Here is an 18,692-nt window from a genome sequence, read left to right on the forward strand (position 1 = left end):
GGGGCGTCAGCGGCCGGCGGCAGGCGACCATGCTTGCCGCTTGCCCGGGAACCTCAGGTCGGCTCGGCGGACCGAAGCGCGCGTGCGCGGCGGTTGACGCGGGTGGCCGCGTAGAGCACGGCGAGAGTGACCAGGCCGATCAGCCCCGGCCGGGACGCACCCAGCTGATTGTTCGCCGGCAGGTAGGCGATGACCAGCGCGAGCTGCGCGAATATCAGTGTTGGCAGGATCTCGCGGTGGTAGGCGGCCTCGGTCCAGAATCGGGCCAGGAACCAGCCCAGCAGTCCCATCAGCGCCACCACCCCGGGGAAGGTCAGGTCCGAGGCGAGCCAAGGGTACGCGGTCGACCAGTACAAGCCGGCCGGGTAGCCGGTGCGGGCCTCGGTGCGCGTGGGATACGGAGGATGCTCGGTGACGTCCGCCTTCAGGTACTGACCGGCGTAGGAGGCAACCGCGGGGTTGGCGCCCAGGCCGCGCGACCACTCGAACGGGGTCTCCAGGTTGTAGGCCAGGCCCAGGTAGCCGTGCGTCGGATAGAAGATGGTGGCCGCGACGCCCGTGGCCGCCTCGTTCCCGACCACGCGCGCCACCGCCGGGTTGGCTCGCATGACGTCCTGGGTGCCGAACAGACTGACGCGGGCCGCCTGATTGCCGACCATGTACCACCCGAAGACGGCGAGCAGCACCACCGCGACGAGGACTCCGCGTCGCGTCGGCCGCCGTCGGCGGATGCGGAGCCGGGCCACGGAGGCCACCATGAGCCCGGCAAGCGCCATCACGACGGTGTCGCCGAGGCCCTTGAGGGTCCCGATGTACAGGAAGAACACGATGTAGACGCTGATGCCGAGCAGTGCCGTCGTCTTCAGCCGAGGGGTGAGCCCCCGCCAGTGGACCGCCAGCAGCGGCACAGTTGCGGTCGACAGGACGGCCAGCAGCGTCAGCACCTGGATCGGGAGGCTCACCCGCCCCGAATCCTGCTGCGCCTGGTAGATCGCGAACTTGCTCGCGTAGCTGTCGGCGGGGTCCATGATGCTCCGCAGGATGTCCCCGGGGCTGTTCGCGCCGTACTCCAGCAGGAGCGCCGCGCCGAGCGCCGCGTAGTACCAGGCACCCCAGAAGACGAGCCGGTGGATGCGACGCATCCGTTGCGGGGTGTCGTCGGCAGGACGGGCCTGTGGTGGTCGCAGGACGATCCGAGCCACGTAGCCAAGGGCGAAGACGGTCGTCGCGCTCAGCACGAACAGGCAGAGCCGTGCCGGATCCGGCACCTCGTCCGCCTGCCCACCCAGCCAGAAGGCGCCGAACGTGCCGAGCATCCAGGCCAGGGCCACGAGCAGGGGCAGCCACGGTCGCAGGCCGTGGAGGACTTTCCCGTTCGACGCCGTGGCCGCGGTGGTGCGGTGAATCGCGGCGTCGGGCGCGGGGTCGAGGACGGGAAGGGTCGCTGTCCGGCCTGACCAGGCGGTGCCCTGCCGCACGTCGCTGCGTACCAAGGTCATGTCGCCATCGCCTCGTTCCGTCTCGGCTCGTCCTCCGCGATGCCCGCCTGCCGTGCGGCCCGATCGGCCGCCGGCGTGGTCGGAGAACGTCGATGAGAAGAATTCGCCTAAATCGCGCAAATCAATCCAAGGAGTTATAACACTTGATGGCCGCCCGCGCGGCGCATTGGCGCGACCACGGACATCCGGTATCGTCCATCCTGCGACGTTAATGCGAGTCTGTACCTTTTATGGCGTTTCGGGCTGCGCGCTTCCTCGTTACAGCAAGTGCGGGCCGGACCCTGCTCACCCCGGGTCGGCCCGTCCACGCAAGCCAACCAACGGGAGCGTCAGTGACTTTCTTGACTGCGGGACGCCGGGTGCTCATCACCGGTGGCACGGGTTCCTTCGGCCAGACCATGGTGCGTCGCCTGCTCGACGGCGACGTCGGCGAGGTCCGGGTGCTCAGCCGGGACGAGGCGAAGCAGGACGCGATGCGTCGCCAGCTCGGCGACGACCGGGTGCGGTACCTGATCGGCGACGTCCGGGACGCGGACTCGGTGCGCCTGGCCAGCCACGACGTGGACTTCATCTTCCACGCGGCCGCGCTGAAGCAGGTGCCGTCCTGTGAGTTCTTCCCGCTGGAGGCGGTCCGCACGAACATCCTCGGCAGCGCCAACGTGATCGAGGCCGCCGAGCGCAACGGGGTGCGCTCGGTGGTGGTGCTGAGCACCGACAAGGCCGTCTACCCGGTCAACGCGATGGGGATCAGCAAGGCGCTGATGGAGAAGGTCGCCCAGGCGCATGCGCGCAACAACCCGCGCAGCCGGACGGTCGTCTCCTGTGTCCGGTACGGCAACGTCATGTACTCGCGGGGCTCCGTGATCCCGCTCTTCGTCGAGCAGATCAAGGCGGGACGTGCGCCCACGGTGACGAACCCGGGGATGACCCGCTTCCTGATGTCGCTCACCGATTCGGTGGAGCTGGTGGAACACGCCTTCCAGCACGCCCGCCCCGGCGACGTCTTCATCCGCAAGGCGGTCGCGTGCACGATCGGCGACCTGGCCGAGGCGATGTGCCGCCTGTTCGACGTGCCGTCGAAGACCGAGGTGATCGGCGTGCGGCACGGGGAGAAGCAGGACGAGACGTTGGCCAGCCGGGAGGAACTGGCCCAGGCGGACGACTTCGGCGACTTCTTCCGGGTGCCCATCGACGCACGTGACCTCAACTACGCGCTCTACACCTCCGAGGGGGAGCTGCGCGAGCCCCCGGCCGAGGACTTCAACTCGGCCAACGCGCCGCGCCTGGACGTACCCCAGATCATGGACCTGCTGCGCACCCTGCCGGAGATCCGCGCGGAGCTGGCCCTGCGGGACCCGGTGCTGGCATGCTGAGGCTGGCGATCACCGGCGGTCAGGGTTTCCTCGGCTGGCACGTCCGCGTGCTCGCCCGCGCCCTGGGCTGGCCGGACCCGGTCCTGATCGACCGGGCCGCGCTGCTCGACGAGGCGGTGCTGGCGGCGAAGCTGGACGGCGTCGACCGGGTGCTGCACCTGGCCGGGGTGAACCGGGGTGACCCCCGTGAGGTGGCCGCCGGGAACGTCGAGCTGGCCGCCGCCCTGGTCCGCGGGCTGCGCCGCTGCGTCATCCCGCCCGGCGCGGTCGTCTTCGCCAACTCGGTGCAGGCGGGCAACGGCACGCCGTACGGCGACTCGAAGGCGGTCGCCGCGGTCACCCTGGCGGCCGCGCGGCCGGACCTGGTGGACGTGCGGCTGCCGAACCTGTACGGCGAGCACGGCCAGCCCTACTACAACTCCGTGGTGGCCACCTTCTGCCGAATGCTCGCCGAGCAGCGTTCGCCGGAGGTGCACGAGGACCGCGAGCTCACCCTGGTGCACGTCACCGACGCGGCGGCCCGGCTGATGGCCGCCCCGGACGGGGGCTCCTGGGACGCCGACATGCCGGGCCTCCGGATCGGGGTGCGGGAGCTGGCCGACCGGCTCGGCGGATTCGCGGCGCTCTACCGCACCGGCGACATCCCGCCGCTGACCGACCGGCACGCCGTGCGGCTGTTCAACACCTACCGGTCGCACTGCTTCCCGGCGCACTACCCACTGCCGACCACCCGCCGCGCCGACGCGCGCGGCGAGCTGGTGGAGACGGTCCGGGTGCACGGCGGCGGTGGGCAGACGTTCTGCTCCACCAGCCGTCCCGGCGTGGTCCGGGGGGAGCACTTCCACCTCGCCAAGGTGGAGCGGTTCTGTGTGCTGCGGGGTAGCGCGGAGATCCGGTTGCGCCGCGTCGGCGACGACACGATCGTCCGGCTTCCGGTCGACGGGACCGAGCCGGTGGTGGTGGACATGCCGACGATGTGGGCGCACAACATCGTGAACACCGGGTCGGCGGAACTGCTCACCCTCTTCTGGACCAACGAGGTCTTCGACCCCGGCCGGCCCGACACCTGGCCCGAGCCGGTGGAGTTGACCACCGCGGAGCCGGCCGTGGTGGCGGCGTGAGGGAGGAACAGGCATGACCCGAGTGATGACGGTGGTCGGCACCCGTCCCGAGATCATCCGGTTGTCCCGGGTGCTGGACCGGTTGGACCGCACCGTGGACCACGTTCTCGTGCACACCGGACAGAACTGGGACCGCTCGCTCTCCGACGTGTTCTTCACCGAGCTGCGGCTGCGCGAGCCGGACCGGTTCCTGCGGGTGGACACCTCCTCGCTGGGGCGGGTGCTCGGCGGGGTGCTGATCGGCATGGAGGAGGCCATCGCCGAGCTGCGCCCGGACGCGCTGCTGGTGCTCGGCGACACGAACAGCTGCATCGGCGCCCTGATGGCCCGCCGGATGCGGGTGCCGGTCTACCACATGGAGGCGGGCAACCGCTGCTTCGACCTGAACGTGCCGGAGGAGACCAACCGCCGGCTGGTCGACCACGTCGCCGACTTCAACCTGGTCTACACCGAGCACGCCCGGCGCAATCTGCTCGCCGAGGGGCTGCACCCGCGACGGATCCTGCACACCGGCTCGCCGATGCGGGAGGTGCTGACGCACTACCTGCCGGACGTCGAGCGCTCGACCGTGCTCGACCGGCTCGGCCTGGACGAGGGCGGGTACTTCCTGGTCAGCGCGCACCGGGAGGAGAACGTCGACCGGCCCGACCGGCTGGGCCGGCTGCTCGACTGCCTGCGCGCCGTGCGGGACGCCTGGGGCCTGCCGGTGCTCGTCTCCACCCACCCGCGTACCCGCAAGCGGCTGGAGGCGCTCGCCGCCGACGCGCTGACCCTCGACGGGATCACCTTCCACGAGCCGTTCGGGTTCATCGACTACGTGCAGCTGCAACGCCGGGCCCGGTGCACGCTCTCCGACAGCGGCACGATCAGCGAGGAGGCCGCGATCCTCGGCTTCCCGGCGGTGACGTTGCGCGATTCGATCGAGCGGCCGGAGGCGCTGGACGCGGGCGGCATCGTGATGACCGGCCTCGACCCGGACGGGGTGCTGGAGGCGGTCCGGGTGACGGTCGACCAGGTCGCCGCCGCGGGGGTGCCCTGCCCGGTCGACTACCAGGTGCCGGACACCTCCCGCCGGGTCGTCGACTTCATCCTCTCCACCGTCCGCCGCCACCACGACTGGGCCGGCATCCGCCGCTGAGCAGCGTCATCGGGGCACGGAAAGGGGGCCGGGGACGATGTCCCCGGCCCCCTTCGGCGCGGGTCAGCGGACCAGCACCGCCTGCACGGTGCGGGCGAGGATCAGCAGGTCGCCGAGGAAGCTGCGGTTCTCGACGTAGCGGACGTACATCTCCACCTTCCGCGGCAGCACCACCGACAGGTAGTACTCCTCCGGCTGCGCCACCCGGGCGAGTTCCGCCGACTCGTTGCGATACGCGATCGACGCCGGGTCGGTGATGCCGGGACGTACGGAGAGGATGCGCCAGCGGGCGAGCGGCGGCCAGCAGTCGACGTACCGGCGGATCTCGGGTCGGGGGCCGACCAGGCTCATGTGGCCGACCAGCACGTCGAAGAGCTGGGGGAGTTCGTCGAGCTTGCTCGCCCGCAGCAGCCGCCCGACCCGGGTGATCCGGTCGTCGGTGTCCGAGGTGACGGCGGCGCCGGGTCCGGTGCGCATGGTCCGGAACTTGTGGATGTGGAAACTGCGTCCGCCCCGGCCGGCGCGTTCCTGTCGGAAGAGCACCGGCCCGCCGTCGTCCAGCCGGATCGCCAGGGCGATCACGGCCAGGACGGGGGCGCAGAGAATCAGGGCCGCCGCCGCGACGGCGAGGTCGAAGAGTCTTTTGATCACTGAAGCACCTTGTGGACGGTCGTGATGACGCGGTCGACCTGCTCGTCGGTCATCGCCGAGAAGATGGGCAGGCTGACCACGCGCGCGAATTCGGCGCTGGCGACAGGGAACATGGCGTCGGTGAGGTGGTACCGGCGCCGCCAGTAGGTGTGCTGGTGCAGCGGGATGAAGTGCACGCTGCAGCCCACCCCGAGGCGGGACATCTCCTGGATGAACTCGTCCCGGTCGGGTGACGTGCCGGGGTGCAGCCGGACCACGAACAGGTGCCAGGCGTGCACGTCGCCGGCGGGGGCCGGTGCGGGCAGGTCGAGGGGGAGTCCGGCGAGGGCGTCCCGGTACCGGCCGGCGATCTCCTCCCGGCGCGAGCGCATGGCCTCCGCGCGGTCGAGCTGGACCAGGCCGAGGGCGGCCGCGGGGTCGGTGAGGTTGCACTTCCAGCCGGCCTCGACCACGTCGTACCGCCAGGCCGGGCGGTCGCTGCGGTAGCGGTCGAAGCCGTCCCGGTCGAAGCCGTGCAGCCGGGTGGTGCGCAGGCGCCGGGCCAGGTCGGGATCGCGGGTGACCACCATCCCGCCCTCGCCGGTGGTGATCGTCTTCGTCGCGTAGAAGCTGAACACCGTCGCCGCGCTCGTCCCGGCCCCGACGGCGACGCCCTGGCTGCTCGCGGGGAAGGCGTGGGCGGCGTCCTCGACCACGGCCAGTTGGTGGCGCTCGGCGAACGCACGCAACTCCGCCGGGGCGACGAGCCGCCCGGCGAAGTGCACCGGCAGCACCGCGACGGTCCTCGACGTGACCTTCCGGGCCGCGTCGGCGAGATCCAGGTTCAGGGTCACCGGGTCCACGTCGACCAGCACCGGCTCGGCGCCCAGATGCACGACGACCTCGGCGGTGGCGGTGAAGGTCCAGGTCGGCACCAGCACCTCCATGCCCGGTCCGACGCCGAGCGCCTCCAGCGACAGGTGCAGGCCGGCGGTCGCCGAGTTCACCGCGACGGCGCTGACCCCCGGTCCGCACGCCTCGGCGAACCGCTGCTCGAACCGCGGCACCAACGGCCCGCTGGAGAGCCATCCCGAGCGGAGAGCGGCGGTGACGGCAGCGATCTCCTCCTCGCCGATGTCAGGCAACGCGAAGGGAAGTCTGCTGTCTCGCACCGGAACTCCTCTTTACTGCCTTGCGTCCGTTTTGCCTCGTCGGAGGTTAAACTCGCTTCGCCCCTTCTGGTGACTATTTGCCCGTTTATGAAACTGGTTCGTGAGGTGACGAATGCGGGTCGGTCTGCTGACCCAGTGGTACGACCCCGAGCCAGGGCCGGCGGCGCTGCCGGGCAGCCTCGCGCGCGGCCTCGCTCGACGCGGCCACGACGTCCAGGTGCTCACCGGCTTTCCGAACTGGCCGACCGGCCGGCTCGCCCCGGGCTACCGGATCAGCCGGCGGCAGGACGAGGTGGACGCCGAGGGGGTGCGGATCCGCCGGGTCGCCCTCTACCCGAGCCACGACGACTCCGCGCTGCGCCGGCTGGCCACCTACGGCTCCTTCGCCGCCTCGGCCCTCGCCTCCGGCACCGATGTCCTGCGTGGCCTGGACGCGCTCTGGGTGAGCAACTCCCCGATCACCGTCTCGCTCCCGATGTGGTTCGCCCGCTACGCGCACCGGATCCCGGTGGTGCTGCACGTGCTCGACCTGTGGCCGGACAGCGCGCAGGCCAGCGGCTTCCTCGGCGCGGGCCGGCGGGGCGGCCTGCTGGCCCGGGGCATGGCCGGCTGGTGCGCGGCGATGTACCGGTCCGCCGCCCGGGTGGCGTACATCTCGCCCGGGGTCGGCGAACTGCTGGTCCGGCGGGGGGTGCCCGAGCACAAGCTGGTGCACATCCCGATGTGGGCCGACGAACCCGCCGGGGCCGATCCCGGCGACCTCCGCGCCGAGCTGGGCCTGCGCGACGACCAGATCGTCCTGGTGTACGCCGGGACGATGGGCGAGGCGCAGGGGCTCGACGCCCTCGTCGACGCCCTGGCGATGGTCGACGACCCCCGGCTGGTCTGCCTGCTCGCCGGCTCCGGCGTGGCCGAGGAACGCCTGCGCCGGCAGGTCGCGCGGCACGGGCTGCGGAACGTGCGGTTCCTCGGCCGGCTGCCCGCCGAGCGGATGCCGGCGCTGCTGCGAACCGGCGACGCGCACGTGGTCAGCCTGCGGCCCACCGGCATGTCGGCGTACACGATGCCGAGCAAGGTCCAGGGCATCCTCGCCGCCGGCCGCGCGCTGCTCGTCGCGGCGGACGGTGACGCCGCGGCGGTGGCATCCGCGAGTGGCGCGGGGATCACCGCCCGACCCGGGGATCCCCGCTCGATCGCCGACGCCGTCCGTGAGCTGTGCGCGTTCGGGCGGGAGAAGCTGGACCTGCTCGGCCGGGACGGCCGGGAGTTCTACGACCGGGAGTACTCCCTGGCCTCCGGGGTCCGACGGGTGGAGGAGGCGCTGTGCGCCGCCGCCGGCGCGGGGGACCGCCGATGAGCCCCGGCACCCTCGGCGACCTCGACGTCCTGCGTCCCGACGACGTCCGTTCGGCCGCCGCGCTGCACCTGCGCGCGTTCGAGCGGTTCTTCCTGTCCACGCTGGGCGAGCCCTTCCTGCGCGAGTTCTACGCCGGCTTCGTCCGGGACCCCGACGCGGTCACCGCAGTCGCCCGGGACCCGGACGGCCGTCTGGTCGGCACGGTCGTCGGCACCGTCGCCCCGGAGCTGTTCTTCCGCCGGCTGCTGCGGCAGCGCGGCCCGCGGCTCGCGTTGGCGAGCGTGCCGGCGGTGCTGCGCCGCCCGGCGGTGGCCCTGCGGGTGCTGCGTGGGGTCGCCTACCGGGGCGGCGTTCCGGTCGAGACCCGGGGCGCCCTGCTCAGCTCGATCTGCGTCGACCCCGAAGCCGAGCACGGCGGGCACGGCCGACGGCTCATCGACGCCTGGTGGCGCGAGGTCCGCCGGCGCGGCGTGACCTCGGCATACCTGACCACCGACGCGGACGGCAACGACCGGGTGAACGACTTCTACCGGCGGGCGGGCTGGACGCTGCGGGGCAGTTGGGCCACCCGCGAGGGACGGCGGATGAACTGCTACGGGATCTCGGCCGCCCCGCCCGTCCCAGTCGTGGGAGAGCCGGTGGCCTGACGGGTACAGTGCGGCGACCGGCGGCGTGGGAGCCGCCCAGCCGCAGGGAGTACCCGCCGTGTTGCATCTCCGGGTGATCGCACCGCCGGACCGGTCGTCCGCGGTGGTCGACGTGCTGTCCGCGGAACCTGGCGTCACCCACCTCGTGGTGCTGCCCGGCGCCGCGCGGCAACCCCAGGGCGACCTGGTGCTGTGCGACGTGGTCCGGGAGAGCGCCGACAGCGTGCTGCGGCGGCTCCGGGACCTCGGCGTCGAGGCGCGGGGCGGCATCTCGGCCGACGACGTCGAGGTGACCCTCTCCGCGGCGGCGGAACGCGCGGCCCGCGCGGCACCCGGGTACGGGGAGGACGCGGTGGTCTGGGACGAGATCGCCGCGAAGACCGGGGAACAGACGGTGCTCAGCGGCACGTTCCTGGCGCTCATCATCGTGGCCACGATGATCGCCGGGATCGGCGTGCTGCTCGACCAGCCGATCCTGATCGTCGGCGCGATGGTGGTCGGCCCGGAGTTCGGCCCGCTCGCCGCGTTGTGCGTCGCGCTGCTCCGGCGGCAACCGCGGGTCATCGTCCGGTCGGTTCAGGCCCTGGTGGTCGGTTTCCTGGCCGCCATGCTGGTCACCGTCCTCAGCACCTGGGTGCTGACCGCCGTCGGCCTGGTCGACCGGGGGATGCTGCTGGCCGACCGCCCGCTGACCGACTTCATCTGGCGTCCGGACGCCCTCTCCTGGGTGGTGGGCATCCTCGCCGGGGTCGCCGGCATGCTCTCGCTGACCTCGAAGAAGTCCGGTTCCCTGGTCGGGGTGCTGATCTCGGTGACCACCGTGCCGGCGGCCGCGAACGTCGCGGTCGCGGCGGCGTACGGGGTCTGGCCCGAGGCGGCCGGCTCGGCGCTCCAGTTGGTGATCAACCTGGCCGCGATCGTGCTGGCGGGCCTGCTCACCCTGGTGGTGCAGTGGTGCTGGTGGCGGCGGGTGGAGCAGCGGGCGGACCGGGGCGTGCCCCGGCAGCGGGCCGACCGGGAGGCGACCGGGGTCAGCGCCAGTCGTCGCCCGCCTCGAGCCGCAGACTGAGCAGCGTCGACAGGGGCAGCGACTCCCCGTCGCGGCCGCCCCGGCCCACGACCAGTGGCGGCGCCGACGGCTCGAGCCGGGCGCCGAGCAGCCGGGACCGGAGACTGGCCGGCACGGCCAACAGGTAGAACCGACCGTCGGTGCCCACCGCCCTGCTCCGGACCCGGTCGATGTACCAGCCGGTCAGCGGGGTGCGGTAGCGCCCACGTCCGTTGTAGGGCGCGGCGGTGAGACGGTCGGTGCGCAGCCCGCGCCGGGTCGCCTCAGCGGCGAACCGGCCCACCAGCGCCGCCGCCTCGGCCTGCTCGGCCGCGCGCTGCCGCGCGTCGGCCTCGGCGTGCGCCCGCACCGCCCGCCCCCGCCGCTCCCGCCACTCCACCCCGCCGTCCGTCACACCTGCCGACGATACGCCCCACCCCCGCCCGCCCCACCCCGGCGATCTTGCGGTTGTGGTGGGGACGAGCGGGTCTTGAGCGGACAAAAGGCCAACCCGAAGTGCAAGATCGACGGGGCGGGGAGGGGGCAGGGAGGGGAGGGGGTCAGGCCAGGCCGGCGCGGCGCAGGGCGTCGGCCATGGCGCTGTTGGCCGGGGCGGGAGCGGGGCGTCCCGGGCGCTGCTGGGCGGTGCCCCGCGAGCCACCCCGGTCGCCGCGCGCGCCGCTGCCGCTCTGGCCGCCGCGTGGACCGCCGCCGCCCTGGCTGCCGCTCTGGCCACGCTGCGCGCCGGCCTGGCCGGTGCCACGCTGCGCGCCGGCCTGGCCGGTGCCACGCTGGGCGCCAGCCTGGGTGCTGCGGTCGCGGCGGCCGTCGCCGCCCTGGGAACGACCGCCGGCGGCCGGCGCCTCCTCGTCCAGCCGCAGGGTGAGCGAGATGCGCTTGCGCGGCACGTCGACGTCGAGCACCCGGACCCGCACCACGTCACCGGACTTCACCACGTCACGCGGGTCCTTGACGAAGGTGTGCGACATCGCGGACACGTGGACCAGGCCGTCCTGGTGCACGCCGACGTCGACGAACGCGCCGAACGCGGCCACGTTGGTGACCACGCCCTCCAGCACCATCCCGGGCCGCAGGTCGCCGATCGTCTCGACGCCCTCGACGAACGTCGCCGTCCGGAACTCCGGGCGCGGGTCGCGGCCGGGCTTCTCCAACTCGGCGAGGATGTCGGTGACGGTGGGCAGGCCGAAGGTGTCGTCGACGAAGTCGGTGGCCCGCAGGCCACGCAGGATCGCCGACTTCCCGATCAGCGCGCGCAGGTCCTGCCCGGTGTGGGCGAGGATCCGGCGCACCACCGGGTACGCCTCGGGGTGCACGCTGGAGGAGTCCAGCGGGTCGTCCCCACCGGGGATCCGCAGGAAGCCGGCGCACTGCTCGAACGCCTTCGGCCCGAGCCGGGGCACCTTCCTGAGATCGGCCCGGGTGCGGAACGGCCCGTTGGCGTCCCGGTGCAGCACGATGTTCTCGGCCAGCCCGGCGCCGATGCCGGAGACCCGGGTGAGCAGCGGCGCGGAGGCGGTGTTGACGTCCACGCCGACCGCGTTGACGCAGTCCTCGACGACCGCGTCGAGCGAGCGGGACAGCTTCACCTCGGACAGGTCGTGCTGGTACTGGCCGACGCCGATCGAGCGCGGGTCGATCTTCACCAGCTCGGCGAGCGGGTCCTGGAGGCGGCGGGCGATGGAGACCGCGCCGCGCAGCGAAACATCCAGCCCGGGCAGCTCCTGGGAGGCGTACGCGGAGGCGGAGTAGACCGAGGCGCCGGCCTCGGAGACCACCACCTTGGTCAGCTTCAGCTCCGGGTGCCGCTTGATCAGGTCGCCGGCCAGCTTGTCGGTCTCCCGGCTGGCGGTGCCGTTGCCGATGGCGACCAGCTCGACGCCGTGCGCGGCGGCCAGCTTCGCCAGGATGTCGATCGAGGCGTCCCACTGCCGGCGCGGCTCGTGCGGGTAGATCGTGTGGGTGGCGACCACCTTGCCGGTGGCGTCCACCACGGCCACCTTCACGCCGGTCCGCAGGCCCGGATCCAGGCCCATGGTGGGTCGCGCGCCGGCGGGCGCGGCGAGCAGCAGGTCGCGCAGGTTGGTGGCGAAGACCCGGACGGCCTCCTCCTCGGCCGCCTGCCAGAGCCGCATCCGCAGGTCGGCGCCGAGGTGGATGAGGATCCGGGTGCGCCAGGCCCAGCGCACCGTGTCCGCCAGCCACCGGTCGGCCGGGCGCCCCTGGTCGCTGACCCCGAACCGGCCGGCGATCGCCGCCTCGTAGCGGGTCGGGCCGGTGACCACGGCGTCGGAGTCGCCCTCGGCCTCCGGGTCCATGGTCAGCTCGAGCACGCCCTCCTTCTCGCCCCGGAACACAGCGAGGATCCGGTGCGAGGGCAGCTTCGGGTACGGCTCGGCGAAGTCGAAGTAGTCGGCGAACTTGGCGCCGGCGCTCTCCTGGCCCTCGCGTACCCGGGAGACCAGCCGGCCCCGCGACCACATCTGCTCGCGCAGGGTGCCGATCAGGTCGGCGTCCTCGGCGAAGCGCTCGATGAGGATGGCCCGGGCGCCCTCCAGCGCGGCGGCGGCGTCGGCGACGCCCTTGTCGGCGTCCACGAAGCCGGCGGCTGTGGCCCGGGGGTCCTGCGTGGGGTCGGCGAGCAGCGTGTCCGCGAGCGGCTCGAGGCCGGCCTCGCGGGCGATCTGGGCCCGGGTCCGCCGCTTCGGCTTGTACGGCAGGTAGATGTCCTCCAGCCGGGACTTCGAGTCGGCCGCCATGATCTGCGCTTCCAGGGCCTCGTCGAGCTTGCCCTGGCTGCGGATGGACTCCAGCACCGCGGCGCGCCGCTCGTCCAGCTCGCGCAGGTAGCGCAGCCGCTCCTCGAGGGTGCGCAGTTGCGCGTCGTCGAGCAGGCCGGTGGCCTCCTTGCGGTAACGGGCGATGAACGGCACGGTGGCGCCGCCGTCGAGCAGCTCCACGGCCGCCCGCACCTGACGTTCCGCGACGCCGAGCTCCTCGGCGATCCGCTGATGAACAGACTGGGTCACGATCTGATCCGCCTTCTCGGGTGGGTTCCGCCCTGCATTGTGCCGGCCGCCCCCGACGCGCCTGCACCCCGGCGACCCCCCGGGGGTCGGCGAGTCGTCGAAATCGTCAAAACGGACTTACGGCATCAAAAATCCCTCTAGCCTCCAACCAGATGATTCCTGCGTCTGTCTGGAGCCCGGGTGAGTGCTGAGAAGCTGGTCGTGATCGGCCAGGGTTACGTCGGTCTGCCGCTGGCCATGCGGGCCGTCGAGGCGGGCTTCGACGTTGTCGGTCTGGACGTCGACAGCGACCGGGTCAAGCGGCTGGCCTCGGGTGAGTCCTTCGTGGAGGACATTCCGGCCGACCGGCTCGGTCGGGCGCTCGGCAGCGGCCGCTACCGTCCGAGCGCGGAGTACGCCGATGCCGAGGGCTTCGACGTCTGCGTGATCACCGTGCCGACCCCGCTCCGCGACGGCACCCCCGACCTCAGTTACGTGGAGCAGGCCGGCACCGGCATCGGCCCGTACGTCCGGCCGGGTTGCGTGGTGGTGCTGGAGTCGACCACGTACCCGGGCACCACGGAGGAACTGCTGCGTCCGCTGTTGGAGTCGGCCAGCGGGTTGTGCAGCCCGGGCGACTTCCACCTCGGCTACAGCCCGGAGCGGATCGATCCGGGTAACCCGACCTGGCGGCTGGAGAACACGCCGAAGGTGGTCTCGGGGGTGGACCCGGCGGCGCTGGCCCGGGTGGACGAGTTCTACCGCCGGATCGTGGCGCGCACCGTCCCCGTCAGTTCCACCCGGGTGGCCGAGCTGACCAAGCTGATCGAGAACACCTTCCGGCAGGTCAACATCGCCCTGATCAACGAACTCACGATGGTCTCCCACCACCTGGACATCGACATCTGGCAGGCCATCGCGGCCGCCGAGACGAAGCCCTTCGGGTTCATGCCGTTCCGGCCCGGGCCCGGGGTCGGGGGGCACTGCCTGCCGATCGACCCCTGCTACCTCTCCTGGCAGGTCAAGCGGCGGCTGGGTCGGCAGTTCCGCTTCATCGAGCTGGCGAACGACGTCAACCACGAGATGCCCGAGCACGTGACGCAACGGATCATGGCCGGGCTCAACCGGACCGGCCGCGCGGTCAGCGGCGCCCGGCTGTTGCTGCTCGGCCTGGCGTACAAGAAGAACACCGGCGACATGCGCGACTCGCCCGCGGCGGAGGTGGCCCGGCGGCTGTGCGACCTCGGCGCGGAGGTCCGCGCCGTCGAGCCGTACGCCGAGCCGCACCACATCCCCGGCGGGGTGCTGGTCGTGGAGCTGACCGAGCCGGAGGTCGACGCGGCCGACGCGGTGATCGTGGCGACGGACCACGACGTCTTCGACTACGAGATGGTGACCAGGCGCGCACGCTACGTCTTCGACGCGCGCAACCGGTGCTCGGGACCCGTGGTGGAACGCCTGTAGGACAGCGGGCTGCCCGGGCCGCACCAGCGACCCGTCGCTGCCGGCCGGTCGGCTGCGCTAGCGTGGCGATCATGGACGTACCTGCGGATCCGCGGGCCCGGCGGCTCTTCGGGGGCAGCGCCCGGGCGCTGGGCGACCTGGCCGCCAGCCCGTTCCGGGCCGACCGGGACCGGATCGTCGCGTCGCCGTTCTTCGCCCGGCTGGGCGGGGTGACCCAGGTGATCAGCCCGGGCGGGTCGGGCCTGCTGGTGCACAACCGGCTCACCCACAGCCTGAAGGTGGCCCAGGTGGCCCGGGCGATTGCCGAGCGGCTGACCGCCGACCCGGCGCACCGGGACCTGCTGGAGAAGCTGGGCGGCTGCGACCCGGACGTGGTGGAGGCCGCCGCGCTCGCCCACGACCTCGGCCACCCGCCCTTCGGGCACCTGGGGGAGCGGGTGCTGGACCGGCTGGCCCGGCAGCGGCTCGGCCTGCCCGACGGCTTCGAGGGCAACGCGCAGTCGTACCGGATCGTCACCAGCACCGAGATCCGCGGCGCGGCCACCACCGGCCTGGACCTGACCGCGGCGGTCCGGGCGGCGATGCTGAAGTACCCGTGGACCCGGCTCGACCATCCCGACCCGCACCCGCGGCACCTGGAGCCGGCGCCGCGCGGCGCGGCCGCCCCGCTGGACGACCCGGAGAGCGGGTCGGTGAAGTTCGGCGCGTACCGCACCGAGGTGGACGACCTGCGGCAGGCCCGGGAGCCGTTCGCCGGGCGGATCCCGGACTGGCAGCAGACCCCGGAGGCGTCCATCATGGACACCGCCGACGACATCGCGTACGCCATCCACGACGTGGAGGACTTCTACCGGGTCGGGGTGCTCCAGCAGGGCGCGGTGGCCGCCGAGCTGATGGCCTGGCAGCGGGAGTGCGGGCACTTCCGCTCGATCACCGAGTCGGCGCTGACCGCGGCCGGCCGTCGGCCCGGCGCGGCGATCGAGCGGCTGCGCCGGCAGGTGCACCGCAAGGACGCCTGGACCGCCGACGACGAGGCGTTCGCCGCCGCCGTGGAGCACGTCCGTGAGGAACTGGTGGAGGGGCTGCTGGCGCTGCCCTTCGATGGCTCGATCGAGGCGGAGCAGTACGTGGCGCGGTTCTCCGCCCGCTGGTCCACCCGGTTCGTCGACGCGATCACGGTGACCCCGGAGCCGGACGTGCGCTCCGGGTACGTGCTGCTGGCCCGGGCGCAGTGGCACGAGGTGCAGGTGCTCAAGTTCGTCCACCACCGGTTCGTGCTGGCCCGCCCCGACCTGGCCCTGCACCAGCGCGGTCAGGCCCGGCTGCTGGGCACCCTGGTGGAGGCGCTCTGGGAGTGGCTGCTCGACCCGGAGGAGGAGTCCCGGCTGCCCCGCCGGCTGCACGACCTGGTCGAGCTGGCCGAGGCCGAGCTGCACCCGCGTACGCCGGACCGGATCGGCCGGGCCCGGGGGCGGGCGATCGTCGACTTCGTCGCGCAGCTCACCGACGGCCAGGCGGTGGCGATGCTGGACGCCCTCTCCGGGCGCTCAGGCGCCCTCTGGACGGACGCCTTCGTGCTCTGAGCCCCTCGGGGCGACCGCTCAGGCGATCGCCTGCCACCAGCCGTCCACCGGCGGCGGGTCGTCCACCACCACCCGCTCGCCGGGCCGGGGCACGGCCAGCCGCACGTCCCGGGCCTTCGCCTCGGCCCAGAGCCGGTCCACCGGCTCGGACCAGTCGTGCAGCGCGAGGTTGAAGGTGGCTCAGTGCACCGGGATGAACAGCCCGCCGCGCAGGTCGAGGTGGGCGGCGACCGCCTCCTCCGGGAACATGTGGATGCTCGGCCAGGCCCGGTCGTACGCCCCGATCTGCATCAGCGTCACGTCGAACGGCCCGTGCTCGGCCCCGATGGCGGCGTAGCCGTCGAAGTAGCCGGAGTCGCCGGTGTAGAAGACCTTCCGGTGCGCCCCGGCGACCACCCAGGAGCTCCACAGCGTCCCGTCACGGCGCAGCCCGCGCCCGGAGAAGTGCTGGGCGGCGGTGGCGGTCACGGTCAGCCCGCCGATCCGGTGGCTCTCCGACCAGTCCAGCTCGACGATCCGCTCCTCCGGCACGCCCCACCGGTCCAGGTGGGCGCCGACCCCGAGCGGCACCAGGAACGGCGCGGACTGGTGGGCGAGCAGGCCCCGCACCGTGGCCATGTCCAGGTGGTCGTAGTGGTCGTGCGAGATGAGGATGGCGTCGACCCGGGGCAGCTCGTCGAGGCGTACCGGCGGCTGGTGGATCCGGCGCGGGCCGATGACGTTGGACGGGGAGCAGCGATCGCTCCACACCGGGTCGAGCAGCACCCGGCGCCCCTCGATCTCGATCAGCGCGGACGCGTGGCCGTACCAGACCACGGACAGCTCCCGCTCGGTCCCGGCCGGGGCCGGGTCGGTCGGGCGCAGCAGCGGCACGGACGCGGTGGGCCGCCGCTTCTGCTTGCCGAAGAGCAGCTCCTTGAGCAGGTTGCGGCCCGGGTCGGCGACCATGGTGCGGGTGGTCGCCGCGTTGTGGAAGGTGCCGTCCCGGTACTGCGGGGAGCGGGCCGCGCGTTCCGCCCGGGCGCCGCTGAGCCGCCCGCCGAGCTGGGCGGGCACGTCCCGAGCCGCCCAGGCCAGCCCGGCCACCGCCGCCAGCCCGGTCATCCGCCACATCCGCCTGCCCAGTGCCCGGTCCAGTTCCCGCTCCGCCGGTGCCCGCATGATCCGTCCCTCCGCCGTCTCCCGCAGTACACCGTATCCACCCGGGCAACGTCCGGCTCACGGCGCCAGCACGACCTTGACGCAGCCGTCCTCCTTCTTCTGGAACATCTCGTACGCCTGCGGCGCCTGCGCCAGCGGCAGCCGGTGGGTACGCAGGTCCGCCACACCCAGCGGGTCGTCGTCGGCGGTGAGCAGCGGGATGATCTCGTCGACCCAGCGCCGCACGTGGCACTGGCCCATGCGCAGCTGGACGCCCCGGTCGAACATCTCCATCAGCGGCATCGGGTCCTGCTCGCCGCCGTACACCCCGGAGATCGAGACGGTGCCGCCGCGCCGGACCGCCTTGACCGCGGCGTGCAGCACCGCGAGGCGGTCCACGCCGGCCTTGTCCGTCATCGCCCGGGCCACCCGGTCCGGGAGCAGGCCGGCGGCGGCCTGCGCGACCTTGCCCAGCGGCGCGCCGTGCGCCTCCATGCCGACCGCGTCGATCACCGCGTCCGGACCGCGCCCGTCCACAAGGTCGATGAGCGCGCCGGGCACGTCGTCCAGCTCGGTCACGTCGAGCACCTCGATGCCGTGCCGGCGGGCCAGCTCCAGCCGTTCCGGGACCAGGTCCAGGCCGATCACCCGGCCGGCACCGAGGTGCCGGCCGATCCGGGCACAGAACTGCCCGACCGGGCCGAGGCCGAACACGGCCAGCGTGCCGCCGGGCGGGGTGTCCGCGTATCTCACCGCCTGCCAGGCGGTGGGCAGGATGTCGGAGAGGTACAGCCACTGCTCGTCGGGGCCGGTCTGCGGGACCGTGATCGGGCCGAACTGGGCCTGCGGCACGCGCAGGTACTCGGCCTGCCCGCCGGGGACGGAGCCGTAGAGGGAGGTGTAACCGAACAGCGCGGCGCCCTTGCCCGCGCCGGTCACCTGGGTGGTCTCGCACTGGGCGTAGAGCCGGCGGTCGCACATCCAGCAGGACCCGCAGGCGATGTTGAGGGGGACGACCACCCGGTCGCCGGGGTTGAGCCGGGTCACCCCGGGGCCGACCTCCTCGACGATGCCCATCGGTTCGTGCCCGAGGACGTCGCCGGGCTTGAGGTACGGCCCCAGCACCTCGTACAGGTGCAGGTCGGAGCCGCAGATGGCGGTCGAGGTGATCCGGACGATCGCGTCGGTCGGCTCCTCGATCTCGGGGTCGGAGACGTCCTCGACGCGGACGTCCCGCTTCCCGTGCCAGGTCAGTGCCTTCATGCCTGAATGTCCCCTCTTCGGTGCCGTCCATCGGACTGCTACCCGGGAGGGGGGACTTGAACCGGCCACCGGCCCTGCTCGGCCAGCTGGTGATGTCACCAGCGACTCAGGTCCGAAGGACGCCGATGAGCGGGTGCCCGGTGGGTGGGCCGGCGTCCGGGCCGGCCGGCGCCAGAGCGTACGTACTCCCGGAAAAGGGGCGACCGCCGCGCCCCGGTGCGGGGCGCGGCG

At 72.9% G+C, this 18,692-nt stretch carries 14 protein-coding genes and 1 pseudogene; 8 read left to right on the forward strand and 7 right to left on the reverse strand.

Annotated elements, in window-relative coordinates:
* Nucleotides 1-53: 53 nt before the first annotated feature.
* Nucleotides 54-1,619, reverse strand: coding sequence for a hypothetical protein (locus tag ACGFI9_RS25190; protein WP_393181539.1), 1,566 nt, complete (start codon nucleotides 1,617-1,619; stop codon nucleotides 54-56).
* A gap of 212 nt (nucleotides 1,620-1,831) precedes the next feature.
* Between ACGFI9_RS25190 and ACGFI9_RS25195 the strand changes: the two genes are divergently transcribed.
* The 3 genes from ACGFI9_RS25195 to wecB are packed head-to-tail and all read left to right on the forward strand — an operon-like array spanning nucleotide 1,832 to nucleotide 5,131.
* The gene (locus ACGFI9_RS25195; protein WP_393181541.1) at nucleotides 1,832-2,872 is read left to right on the forward strand and encodes a polysaccharide biosynthesis protein; all 1,041 of its coding nucleotides are present in this window, start codon (nucleotides 1,832-1,834) and stop codon (nucleotides 2,870-2,872) included.
* Nucleotides 2,866-3,993, forward strand: a complete 1,128-nt coding sequence (locus tag ACGFI9_RS25200) for an NAD-dependent epimerase/dehydratase family protein (RefSeq protein WP_393181543.1) — start codon at nucleotides 2,866-2,868, stop codon at nucleotides 3,991-3,993. Before ACGFI9_RS25195 ends, ACGFI9_RS25200 begins: the two co-directional genes overlap by 7 nt.
* Before the next feature lie 13 nt (nucleotides 3,994-4,006).
* Nucleotides 4,007-5,131 (forward strand): non-hydrolyzing UDP-N-acetylglucosamine 2-epimerase, encoded by a 1,125-nt coding sequence (gene wecB / locus ACGFI9_RS25205; RefSeq protein WP_393181544.1) that lies wholly within the window; start codon nucleotides 4,007-4,009, stop codon nucleotides 5,129-5,131.
* A 63-nt stretch (nucleotides 5,132-5,194) separates the two neighbouring features.
* Here wecB and ACGFI9_RS25210 read toward each other — a convergent pair whose 3' ends face one another.
* Nucleotides 5,195-5,782, reverse strand: a complete 588-nt coding sequence (locus ACGFI9_RS25210; protein ID WP_393181546.1) for a sugar transferase — start codon at nucleotides 5,780-5,782, stop codon at nucleotides 5,195-5,197.
* Nucleotides 5,779-6,933 carry a DegT/DnrJ/EryC1/StrS family aminotransferase gene (locus ACGFI9_RS25215; RefSeq protein WP_393181548.1) on the reverse strand — a complete coding sequence of 385 codons (1,155 nt, stop codon included), beginning with the start codon at nucleotides 6,931-6,933 and terminating at the stop codon, nucleotides 5,779-5,781. The genes ACGFI9_RS25210 and ACGFI9_RS25215 overlap by 4 nt, the downstream gene beginning before the upstream one ends.
* A 112-nt stretch (nucleotides 6,934-7,045) precedes the next feature.
* Here ACGFI9_RS25215 and ACGFI9_RS25220 point away from each other — a divergent pair, with 112 nt between their 5' ends.
* Genes ACGFI9_RS25220 through ACGFI9_RS25230 form a run of 3 tightly spaced genes read left to right on the forward strand, consistent with a single transcriptional unit; the run spans nucleotide 7,046 to nucleotide 10,006 of the window.
* Nucleotides 7,046-8,290 (forward strand): glycosyltransferase family 4 protein, encoded by a 1,245-nt coding sequence (locus tag ACGFI9_RS25220; RefSeq protein WP_393181550.1) that lies wholly within the window; start codon nucleotides 7,046-7,048, stop codon nucleotides 8,288-8,290.
* Nucleotides 8,287-8,937 (forward strand): GNAT family N-acetyltransferase, encoded by a 651-nt coding sequence (locus ACGFI9_RS25225; RefSeq protein WP_393181552.1) that lies wholly within the window; start codon nucleotides 8,287-8,289, stop codon nucleotides 8,935-8,937. The genes ACGFI9_RS25220 and ACGFI9_RS25225 overlap by 4 nt, the downstream gene beginning before the upstream one ends.
* A 58-nt stretch (nucleotides 8,938-8,995) precedes the next feature.
* Nucleotides 8,996-10,006 (forward strand): DUF389 domain-containing protein, encoded by a 1,011-nt coding sequence (locus ACGFI9_RS25230; protein WP_393181554.1) that lies wholly within the window; start codon nucleotides 8,996-8,998, stop codon nucleotides 10,004-10,006.
* Here the strand turns inward: ACGFI9_RS25230 and ACGFI9_RS25235 are convergent.
* Nucleotides 9,969-10,400 (reverse strand): hypothetical protein, encoded by a 432-nt coding sequence (locus ACGFI9_RS25235; protein WP_393181556.1) that lies wholly within the window; start codon nucleotides 10,398-10,400, stop codon nucleotides 9,969-9,971. The two genes, ACGFI9_RS25230 and ACGFI9_RS25235, sit on opposite strands and share 38 nt — an antisense overlap.
* A 145-nt stretch (nucleotides 10,401-10,545) precedes the next feature.
* Nucleotides 10,546-13,032, reverse strand: a complete 2,487-nt coding sequence (locus ACGFI9_RS25240) for a Tex family protein (RefSeq protein WP_393181558.1) — start codon at nucleotides 13,030-13,032, stop codon at nucleotides 10,546-10,548.
* 180 nt (nucleotides 13,033-13,212) lie between these two features.
* Here ACGFI9_RS25240 and ACGFI9_RS25245 point away from each other — a divergent pair, with 180 nt between their 5' ends.
* Nucleotides 13,213-14,475, forward strand: a complete 1,263-nt coding sequence (locus tag ACGFI9_RS25245) for a nucleotide sugar dehydrogenase (protein WP_393181560.1) — start codon at nucleotides 13,213-13,215, stop codon at nucleotides 14,473-14,475.
* Between the two features lie 71 nt (nucleotides 14,476-14,546).
* Nucleotides 14,547-16,058 carry a deoxyguanosinetriphosphate triphosphohydrolase family protein gene (locus ACGFI9_RS25250; RefSeq protein ID WP_393181561.1) on the forward strand — a complete coding sequence of 504 codons (1,512 nt, stop codon included), beginning with the start codon at nucleotides 14,547-14,549 and terminating at the stop codon, nucleotides 16,056-16,058.
* A gap of 18 nt (nucleotides 16,059-16,076) precedes the next feature.
* Here the strand turns inward: ACGFI9_RS25250 and ACGFI9_RS25255 are convergent.
* Nucleotides 16,077-17,219, reverse strand: a pseudogene (locus tag ACGFI9_RS25255) (MBL fold metallo-hydrolase).
* Nucleotides 17,220-17,276: 57 nt separating this feature from the next.
* Nucleotides 17,277-18,461 carry a zinc-dependent alcohol dehydrogenase gene (locus ACGFI9_RS25260; protein WP_393181563.1) on the reverse strand — a complete coding sequence of 395 codons (1,185 nt, stop codon included), beginning with the start codon at nucleotides 18,459-18,461 and terminating at the stop codon, nucleotides 17,277-17,279.
* Nucleotides 18,462-18,692 lie beyond the last annotated feature (231 nt).

This window comes from Micromonospora sp. NPDC048930 (assembly GCF_043197935.1).
Lineage (GTDB): Bacteria > Actinomycetota > Actinomycetes > Mycobacteriales > Micromonosporaceae > Micromonospora.